This window comes from Okeania sp. SIO2B9 (assembly GCF_010672505.1).
Classification (GTDB): domain Bacteria; phylum Cyanobacteriota; class Cyanobacteriia; order Cyanobacteriales; family Microcoleaceae; genus Okeania; species Okeania hirsuta.
Map to the genome: position 1 here is coordinate 1 of NZ_JAAHGK010000207.1, position 7683 is coordinate 7683.

The 7683-nt window shown below is 37.7% G+C and carries 9 protein-coding genes and 3 pseudogenes; 6 read left to right on the forward strand and 6 right to left on the reverse strand.

Annotation, left to right across the window (positions count from 1 at the left end):
• Positions 1–504: 504 nt before the first annotated feature.
• Positions 505–705 (reverse strand): annotated as a pseudogene (locus F6K13_RS09840) (transposase); the annotation flags it as partial.
• A 149-nt stretch (positions 706–854) separates the two neighbouring features.
• Between F6K13_RS09840 and F6K13_RS09845 the strand changes: the two are divergent.
• From F6K13_RS09845 to F6K13_RS09860, 4 genes and pseudogenes are all read left to right on the forward strand, one after another.
• Positions 855–977 (forward strand): hypothetical protein, encoded by a 123-nt coding sequence (locus tag F6K13_RS09845; protein ID WP_275670435.1) that lies wholly within the window; start codon positions 855–857, stop codon positions 975–977.
• Positions 978–1164: 187 nt separating this feature from the next.
• Positions 1165–1362, forward strand: a complete 198-nt coding sequence (locus F6K13_RS09850; RefSeq protein WP_124143518.1) for a hypothetical protein — start codon at positions 1165–1167, stop codon at positions 1360–1362.
• Positions 1363–1588: 226 nt separating this feature from the next.
• Positions 1589–2935 (forward strand): hydrogenase, encoded by a 1347-nt coding sequence (locus F6K13_RS09855; RefSeq protein ID WP_287287303.1) that lies wholly within the window; start codon positions 1589–1591, stop codon positions 2933–2935.
• A gap of 214 nt (positions 2936–3149) precedes the next feature.
• A pseudogene (locus tag F6K13_RS09860) lies at positions 3150–3287 on the forward strand (zinc ribbon domain-containing protein); the annotation flags it as partial.
• A 102-nt stretch (positions 3288–3389) separates the two neighbouring features.
• Here F6K13_RS09860 and F6K13_RS09865 read toward each other — a convergent pair.
• The 5 genes and pseudogenes from F6K13_RS09865 to cobS all read right to left on the reverse strand — a co-directional run bounded on the left by F6K13_RS09865 (position 3390) and on the right by cobS (position 6016).
• Positions 3390–3803, reverse strand: a complete 414-nt coding sequence (locus F6K13_RS09865) for a hypothetical protein (protein WP_124143516.1) — start codon at positions 3801–3803, stop codon at positions 3390–3392.
• A gap of 351 nt (positions 3804–4154) precedes the next feature.
• Positions 4155–4238: pseudogene (locus F6K13_RS09870) on the reverse strand (adenosylcobinamide-GDP ribazoletransferase); the annotation flags it as partial.
• A gap of 82 nt (positions 4239–4320) precedes the next feature.
• Complete coding sequence (locus F6K13_RS09875) at positions 4321–4617, reverse strand: hypothetical protein (RefSeq protein ID WP_124143515.1); 297 nt, start codon at positions 4615–4617, stop codon at positions 4321–4323.
• Positions 4618–4619: 2 nt separating this feature from the next.
• Positions 4620–4808 (reverse strand): type II toxin-antitoxin system HicB family antitoxin, encoded by a 189-nt coding sequence (locus F6K13_RS09880; protein WP_124143514.1) that lies wholly within the window; start codon positions 4806–4808, stop codon positions 4620–4622.
• 440 nt (positions 4809–5248) lie between these two features.
• The gene (gene cobS / locus F6K13_RS09885; protein WP_240038789.1) at positions 5249–6016 is read right to left on the reverse strand and encodes an adenosylcobinamide-GDP ribazoletransferase; all 768 of its coding nucleotides are present in this window, start codon (positions 6014–6016) and stop codon (positions 5249–5251) included.
• Positions 6017–6479: 463 nt separating this feature from the next.
• On the opposite strand from cobS, the gene F6K13_RS09890 reads away from it, so the two are divergent.
• Both F6K13_RS09890 and tgt read left to right on the forward strand, forming a co-directional pair.
• The gene (locus F6K13_RS09890) at positions 6480–6929 is read left to right on the forward strand and encodes a hypothetical protein (protein WP_124143512.1); all 450 of its coding nucleotides are present in this window, start codon (positions 6480–6482) and stop codon (positions 6927–6929) included.
• A gap of 102 nt (positions 6930–7031) precedes the next feature.
• On the forward strand, positions 7032–7683 hold a 652-nt coding region (gene tgt, locus F6K13_RS09895; RefSeq protein ID WP_287287305.1), incomplete at its 3' end, for a tRNA guanosine(34) transglycosylase Tgt.

Sequence of the window (7683 nt, forward strand, 5' to 3'; positions counted from 1 at the left end):
CCCACCGTCAACGGGGGTGTTCAAAATTACTTGGGGTGAGAATCCCCATGTAATTTTCCTCCTGTCTCCTGTCTCCTGTCTCCTTCTTCAACAAATTAATTTTGCTTAGTCAAATTAATCTAGAATTAAAATAATGTGAAATTATCCTGTTTATCTGGGCAGATAAACTCTCATGAAATTATTGTATAATGACATACATTCTTCAAGTTTTTCCCCAGAAAAAATAAATCCCTTCTTTCAGAGTTTGATATTTTTGGTAAATACGATACTGTAATACGAATTACATCAAATTCAGTAACATCAAACAAAGTAATTTCTTGAAAATCTTTTTCTGCTCAAGATCATATAATTTTATCTAACCTTTTTTGTCACTGTTTTTTTCCTATTTTTGGGTTGATAATATTGGGTGCATCTCATATTTGCAAAAATACTTTTTTCCTATATATTCCCTGTTGCCTGTTCCCTATTGCCTGTTGCCTAAAAGCAAGAAATTTTTGGCTTTATTCAAAATTGAGATGCACCCATAATATTGACTTTTCGGTTTTTTGCGAAACCTCCTATATGGTTCAACTCTAATTTCTCTAGTTCCTCTAAAAAAGAGGAATTATTGCCATAACCTCCATCCGCTAAAGCTACACCAGGACGATATTTTATGAACAATATTTTTTGAACTAATTTGAGTGCTAAATCAGGTTTTTTGACAAATTTTTGATCTTCTTTTCCCTAGTCGGAACGCTTCCCCGACAAAAACGACCAAGTCGAAGCGCTGGCTGTGGCAACTTATACCAATTTGATCAACTTTTGTTACAAATAGTAGAAGTAAGAAAGAAGGAAGAAGCAAGAAGGAAGAAGGATTGAAGAAGGAGACAGGAGACAGGAGACAGGAGACAGGAGGAAAATTACATGGGGATTCGCTCCCCCAAGTAATTTTGAACACCCCCGTTGACGGTGGGGTATTAAACCCACAAAGAAAATGATAAATATTGAAAAAAAAGGGAAAACGATAGATATAACCATCTAAAATGAACTGGAGAAGCTATTTTTAAGCATATCCGATCAAGATGCACTTTTTATAGCATTCTTTTTTCAAACTGGTATTAGGCACTCAAGAACTGGGAAAAGGAAGCTGCTTTTCTCGGATTCGAGCCGGGAGTAATAGCACAAATGAATGAAATTTATCTGGATATAAAAGGTTTAAAAGCCAATAACACAGGTACTATAAATAGATGTCGGGCTAAGTTGGCTAATTCCGCTCAAGTTGAAAGTTTTAGTAGCTCGGACTCTAGTATTGCAAAGACAGAACTTTACAATTGGAGTGGAACAACTGTAACTCAGAAAAGATTAGTCTCTCAAGTTGGCTGAGAAGTTCAAGCCAAGTTTGAAGAACACAAGGCCAAGTTGAATAGCAAGTCTGAAAAGCAGGAAAAAGGCCAAACGGGAAGGTTTACTAACTTAGTCCATTCTCGAACTTGTGCTTTTGCTCTGAGGCGATTATTTCCTCTATTAAATTGTGTTGATTGATAGTAGGTTTTAACCCACTAAAGTAATATATAAAACTGTAATTATATAAATTTACTCTAACAAAAATATGGAAACAGCCGATCATAACTTGTTGGAAAAACTAGCATCTCTATCAGAAAATTTTCCTAAATTGGGTATTCGCCTCTCCCTGGCAGCTAAAGAACTACAAAATGCAGGTACTCCCCCTTCAGAAAGTTTACTAGAAGAATTGATGGCCTATGGTAGAGATTTTGCTACTCTTAAAGAGCAAGGACTAGAGTTGGCAAAAACATCTCAAGTTTCTGCAGGGGCAATATTTTCCTTCACAGACTTAGAAAACTTAATTAAAGCACTAGCTTCAACCACAGAATCATCAAGCAGTCAACCAGTTTTAGATATTCTTAATCAAATCTTGGCGATCGCTCATCAAGAGCAACCAGAATTTCCTCCTTTGCAATCACTTAAAGCAAAAGCCAAAGAACTACATCAATTAATTTCTCATACAAAATCTGACAAATTACCAGATGAAGCTCAAGCTTTAATTGCAGAGACACATCCACTTTCAGCAGTATTAAAACTTGTCAAACAGGGTAAAAATTTAGATGATGAGCAGTGGTTGGAATTAGAGGAAAAAGTTAATGCCAGTTTTGGCAAAAAACTAATGTTAGCTATATCTAGAGAAAAACTGACAATTCCTAATGATTCTTTACCCACAACATCTAGAATTAAACTTCCGGCACTTGAAGAACTAAACCGAACTCAAAATATTGCCACTCAACCAACTAATACGCAAAAATCAACTGTTCCAAGTTTACCACCTTTAATAGTAGTACCTTCTGGTGGTGCAGAAACAGCTATTGAAGATCCAGATGTGATGATTTTAGAAGACCCAAAACCTAGAGGTACAAAACCTGTAGACGAAATCATTATTGTTCCTGGTGTGGAAGTCTCTAAAAATTTTCCCACTGTTGAAAGACCAAATATGATGTTTGGAGAAACTACTAATCAAAAATCAGTAGTTTCTGTAGGGTTGAAAGTTTTAGTTCATATACAAAATATTGGCGATCGCATTTTTGCTGGTCGAGAATATGCAGGTACTCGCGGTCAAGGTTTTCGTGTAGAAGCTTTTCAAATCAATATAGAACCGCCTATTCCTGGGTTAAAACTTGAATACATGGCTCATGTTTCTGAAATAGGTGATACTCCTTGGTTAGAAGCTGGAAAATTAGCTGGAGAACGTGGCAAAGCTAGAAGAATAGAAGGATTTGCGATTCGTCTTACAGGTATTCAAGCTGCCAATTATGATGTATTCTATACAGCTCACGTTCAGAATATGGGAGATTTACCAGTTTATTCCAATGGTGCATATTGTGGTACTCGCAACCAAGCTCTCAGAGTGGAGGGTATAAAAGTTTGGATAGAGCCTAAAAATTAGCACTCAGGAGTTATTTCAGTTATCAGTTGTCATATCATGTTCGGCTGAATACTTACACTTTGGAGGAAGGAAGGCAGTAGGCAACCCACCCCTAACCCCTCCCAGGAGGGGAAGGCAGAAGAGAAAGAAAGCTTAAAGGCCAGAAGTTTTTTGATAACTGATTATCCGTTAGCGTAGCTCCCCCGGAGGGGGAACATGATATAATGAGGCTTATACTAGCAAAACTTCTCCCAAATGTGTTTACATCCACAAGAAACTTGGTGGCTCCAAAATTCACTTTTGCCCGGCTTGCGGTCATAAAGCACTGGGAGATTTGCCAGGCGCTCTCAGCATAATCTTGAGAGCTTTGTAGGCTGTAGCCTTCGATCTCAGAGATGGCGTTATCACTATCTCTGATGCCAATATTGTACTTGTACAGGACGTTGATTAGCTTTATGAGGGTTAAAGACAGTACTTAAACTTTCTTGCCAGAAAAGTAACACATCTCAACATCCTGTATTGGTTCACGAGAACTAGAACTTTCATTCAGGAATTCAATACTTGTCTCATACGTCGTTAAATTCACCGACACATTAAGCCAATAGTAATTCTCTCCTTTGCCAACACTAAAGGACAGCGATGAATCTTGGTAAGAGATTTCACTTATTGTACCAACATTACATTTGTTCACTGACTCAGTACCATCAGCCATCTTGTCGAAATGGTACATATAAATTCCCTTCTTACCCTCTTTTACTCCTTCTGGAAGAAAAAAGGTAAAAAGTTGATTGCTTGCATATTGATACCATGAAAATGTTCCTTTCCAGCACGCAGTCCATAAAGGACCAAAAAATGGAATAGCCGCATCTAAAGACTGAAAATCACTCATAGTTCTTTACCTTTGAGTTGTCCTTTAACATAGACTTTTTGTCACCATGGATCCAAGATATCCACGATTTTTCCATAAATCCATATTTACCCTATCAACAAGATAGTTTTTATTCAATCCGTAGAAATGCTTACCCTTTATTTCCTTGGCTCTTCCAGACTATAGCTTAAATTCCGCACAAGTATCAAATATCAGAACTCTTATATGTTATATGAGATGAAAAAGCAACTGCTAGACTCTTCACGTTGATATTTTTGAGAAAAGCACTAGCGATAATTTTCTTCTTGTGAGAAACTGATGCACTACCCGCTATTCCATAGTCACCAACACACACAATAATAATGCTTCAGTCTATTCAACCACAGCACCATAAGTATCACCAGTATGACCGCCCAAACAATAGTTAAACCAAGCACCTGTCAACAGAGTGATCGCCCCTTCCCAAAGCAATCATATTTTAGAAGCGCTCGCGTTTGCGCAGCATTCCGCAGGAAAGCGTTGCGGATGCAACATTACTTTATTCATTTATCAAAATATAGTTCCCAATAATTCTTTTCAATTCAACAGGATCTTCAAGAGCAAACGCCACCCCCATATCTGGACGAACCACCCACCACCACATTAATCTTTCCAAATAGCTGGGTGGTTCATCATTAGGACACCACTCAATAAAACCATCATTGACACCAACCATATTAGGATAAAAGTCATTAGCTATAGCAACGCGATCATCAAGCTGCTCAAATTGTACAATATTTTGCCAAGCAACCTCATTAGGAATTGAGTTGAAAATTGTTTGTACGTCTTTATACATTTTTATTTCAAGCGACGCTCAATCTCGGAAGCATCAGCAGTCTCAAAAAAAATTTCTAAAGCTTCAATCAAATTAGACCGCGCTTCTTCTGTCGTATCGCCTTGACTGCCAATATACAGTTCCGTACACAAAGATACATATCCATCACCCTCCCGCTCAATAATAGCTGTTAGTCGTTTGATTTGTCTCATTTTCCAATAGACATCTCTAGAAAAGAGGCAACAGGCAACAGGCAACAGGCAACAGGGAGAAATAATTGATAATTTATGGATAAGAATTGATTTTATTTTTGATTTTTGGAGATGTCTAATCTTTAAAAAGCCTTTTTTTATCTATCTAGTTTAGCAGTTTTTTTTCAGGTTGTGATCACTTTGCTTGGGGACTGATACCGTTCGCTATTCCAAAGCAACTAAAACACACACAGGATTTACGCACTGACAATAGATAAGGGTTTTGGTGTGTTAAGCTACCGCTAATACACCCTACCAATAGCGTTCTATATCTGGTGATTATACGTAATATCATGTCCGGATAATCTGTGCTCAAAAAACCTTCTCCCTTTGAACTTTTCTCTCCCTTTCCTACGGAATGCTACGCAAACAGCATAGCTGCCTTATTTAATAACCGATCGCTATTCTAAAGTAACCAATAAACACAATAACAACGCTTCTGTCCATTCAACCACAGCACCATAAGTATCCCCAGTATGACCGCCCAAACAACGGTTAAACCAAGCACCTGTCAACAGAGCGATCGCTATTCCTCCTATTGCCATCCCAGAAGCTACTAACCAACTTTCAGGGTTTAATAAAATTTGGATTCCACTGAGACTCACTAATAAAAGTAGACTTTGGATAAAATCCCAAATCGAATATTTTGCCTCCTTGTGAAATGCTCCTTTTCCAGTAGGTTTGAGATAGGGGTAACGAGCGATCGCTACTAACTGTCCCCATCTCCCCCAACCTGCTACTCCCATTAGTATTAAAAAACGGTCGCTATCTAAATCTGTTAAAGCAGTAATTTTTAGCAACAATAGAGCGATCGCTGCCATTGCCCCAAAAGCTCCTGTAGCACTATCACTCATTACTTCCAGTCGTCGTTTCTGGTCTGGCACTGCCAACCCATCAGCAGTATCCATCACCCCATCCAAGTGTAAACCACCAGTTAAAATAATTCCAGATATAATCGCTACAGCAGATCTGGTGAGTATAGGCATTCCTAAAATTTGTAATCCAAGATCGATTACCCCAAGGATACCCCCTACTATCAATCCTATCAAAGGAGCGAAACGAGCAATACCATTAAAATCCAAGTTCCAAGTATGGGGAATCGGTAAACAGGTGTAAAATGCAATTCCAGCACTGAGTTTTGTCAGAGTTTTCCTAATTACTTGGAGCAATATTTTTTACCACCCAAAATTTTCTGAGCTTGGCTTCTTGTTGTTAACTATAGTATCAAAAAAAATAATATTTGCTGCATTTGTTTCAAATCAAATTAACAACAATGGAGTAGACAAAATGAGTTTTGTATGGTAGAAATTTAATATTGGGAAAATAGTTTTGTATAGACCTGAAAGATTTCCAGGATACATACATAGTTAAATATATATACTCATAGAATGTATAAAAAAATTTAACTATAGATTAAGAGTCTGAAACTCTTACTCCAGATGAGCTGTTGTTAGATAAATTGTTCCCTTTTACATAAGATTTTGTGCATATTCCAAACCAGATTACTATATTATTGGTTCATACTCCAAGAAACTATGCCAGAATTGGAACAAGAATAGCACTATCTAAATAACTCAGAATAAAAAAAAACTGTTCTGATAAATTTCTATCAAATTCAGAGGCTTTTGCTATATGAGTTCCAATAATTTTGACCAGAGAGTATCTGCTCCTTGCATAATTGACATTGGCATAGTTGTCAATAAACGTGATATGCAAAGACTGTTGATAGATTTAGGTAGAGTCCGCTATATCCATACTCAAGATGGCCAGATTCAAAGCCGGGGTGAAGGATACATACTAGAAGTATTTGCGGATTGTCAACGGTCAACTTTAGTTGCTAATCATTCAATATACCTAAATGTGCTTAGTTTTGATTACCTAGAACTTGGACAATCATCAAAGAAAGAAACATACTTTGATTTAATTACTGAAGGACGTCAGTTAAGACTAATTCCTCTGTCAAACCCTCTTCAAGAAGAAACTACTAGAAATATAAATGCTGCAGCCTTTGACGCAGTAATGGATCAAGTTTTGTCATCTAATTGGGATATGCAGTTTGATGATGATGATTGCCCCTTTTAAGCAGAAAGGAAAAAAATAGGGAATGAGGCAAACCATATAAATTGTTTGTTCTCAGTTTCGAGAAAACAGTTAGAATTTTTTAATTGCCAATACCTAACTATCATGTCCCAAAACTTTTCCTTTCATTTTCAGGCTTGTTGTAGCAACACAAAAGCTCGTGCAGGTGTTTTTTTGACTCCTCATGGTAGTGTAGATACACCTAGATTTATGCCTGTGGGGACTTTAGCAACTGTCAAAACTCTCACACCTACTCAGTTAGAGAAAGCGGGTGCTCAGATGATCTTGGCAAATACTTATCATCTTCACTTACAACCAGGAGAAAGTATTATAGCTGGTGCTGGTGGACTACATAAGTTTATGGCCTGGAGTGGGCCAATATTAACTGATTCTGGGGGCTTCCAAGTATTTAGTTTAGGAGAAATCCGAACTATTAGTGAAACAGGTGTTAAATTTCGCTCACCTCGTGATGGTAGTATTATTGATATAACTCCAGAGCGTTCGATCCAAATTCAGAATGAATTGGGAGCTGATGTGATTATGGCTTTTGATGAATGTCCACCTTACCCAGCGAGTAGGGAAGAGGTGGAGTTGGCAACAAATCGTACTTATCGATGGTTGAAGCGTTGTATTGAGGCTCATCAGCGTCAGGATCAGGCTTTGTTTGGTATTGTTCAAGGTGGTGTTTATCCCGATCTGCGTTCTGTAGCAGCAAGGCAGTTGGTAGATTTGGATTTACCGGGTTATGCTATTGGTG

What these genes read in the sequence shown, in the direction of transcription:
- F6K13_RS09850 (WP_124143518.1), top strand. Translation starts at nt 1,165, where the DNA reads ATGAATGAAATTTATCTGGATATAAAAGGTTTAAAAGCCAATAACACA.
- F6K13_RS09855 (WP_287287303.1), top strand. Translation starts at nt 1,589, where the DNA reads ATGGAAACAGCCGATCATAACTTGTTGGAAAAACTAGCATCTCTATCA.
- F6K13_RS09865 (WP_124143516.1), bottom strand. Translation starts at nt 3,803, where the DNA reads ATGAGTGATTTTCAGTCTTTAGATGCGGCTATTCCATTTTTTGGTCCT.
- F6K13_RS09875 (WP_124143515.1), bottom strand. Translation starts at nt 4,617, where the DNA reads ATGTATAAAGACGTACAAACAATTTTCAACTCAATTCCTAATGAGGTT.
- F6K13_RS09880 (WP_124143514.1), bottom strand. Translation starts at nt 4,808, where the DNA reads ATGAGACAAATCAAACGACTAACAGCTATTATTGAGCGGGAGGGTGAT.
- F6K13_RS09890 (WP_124143512.1), top strand. Translation starts at nt 6,480, where the DNA reads ATGAGTTCCAATAATTTTGACCAGAGAGTATCTGCTCCTTGCATAATT.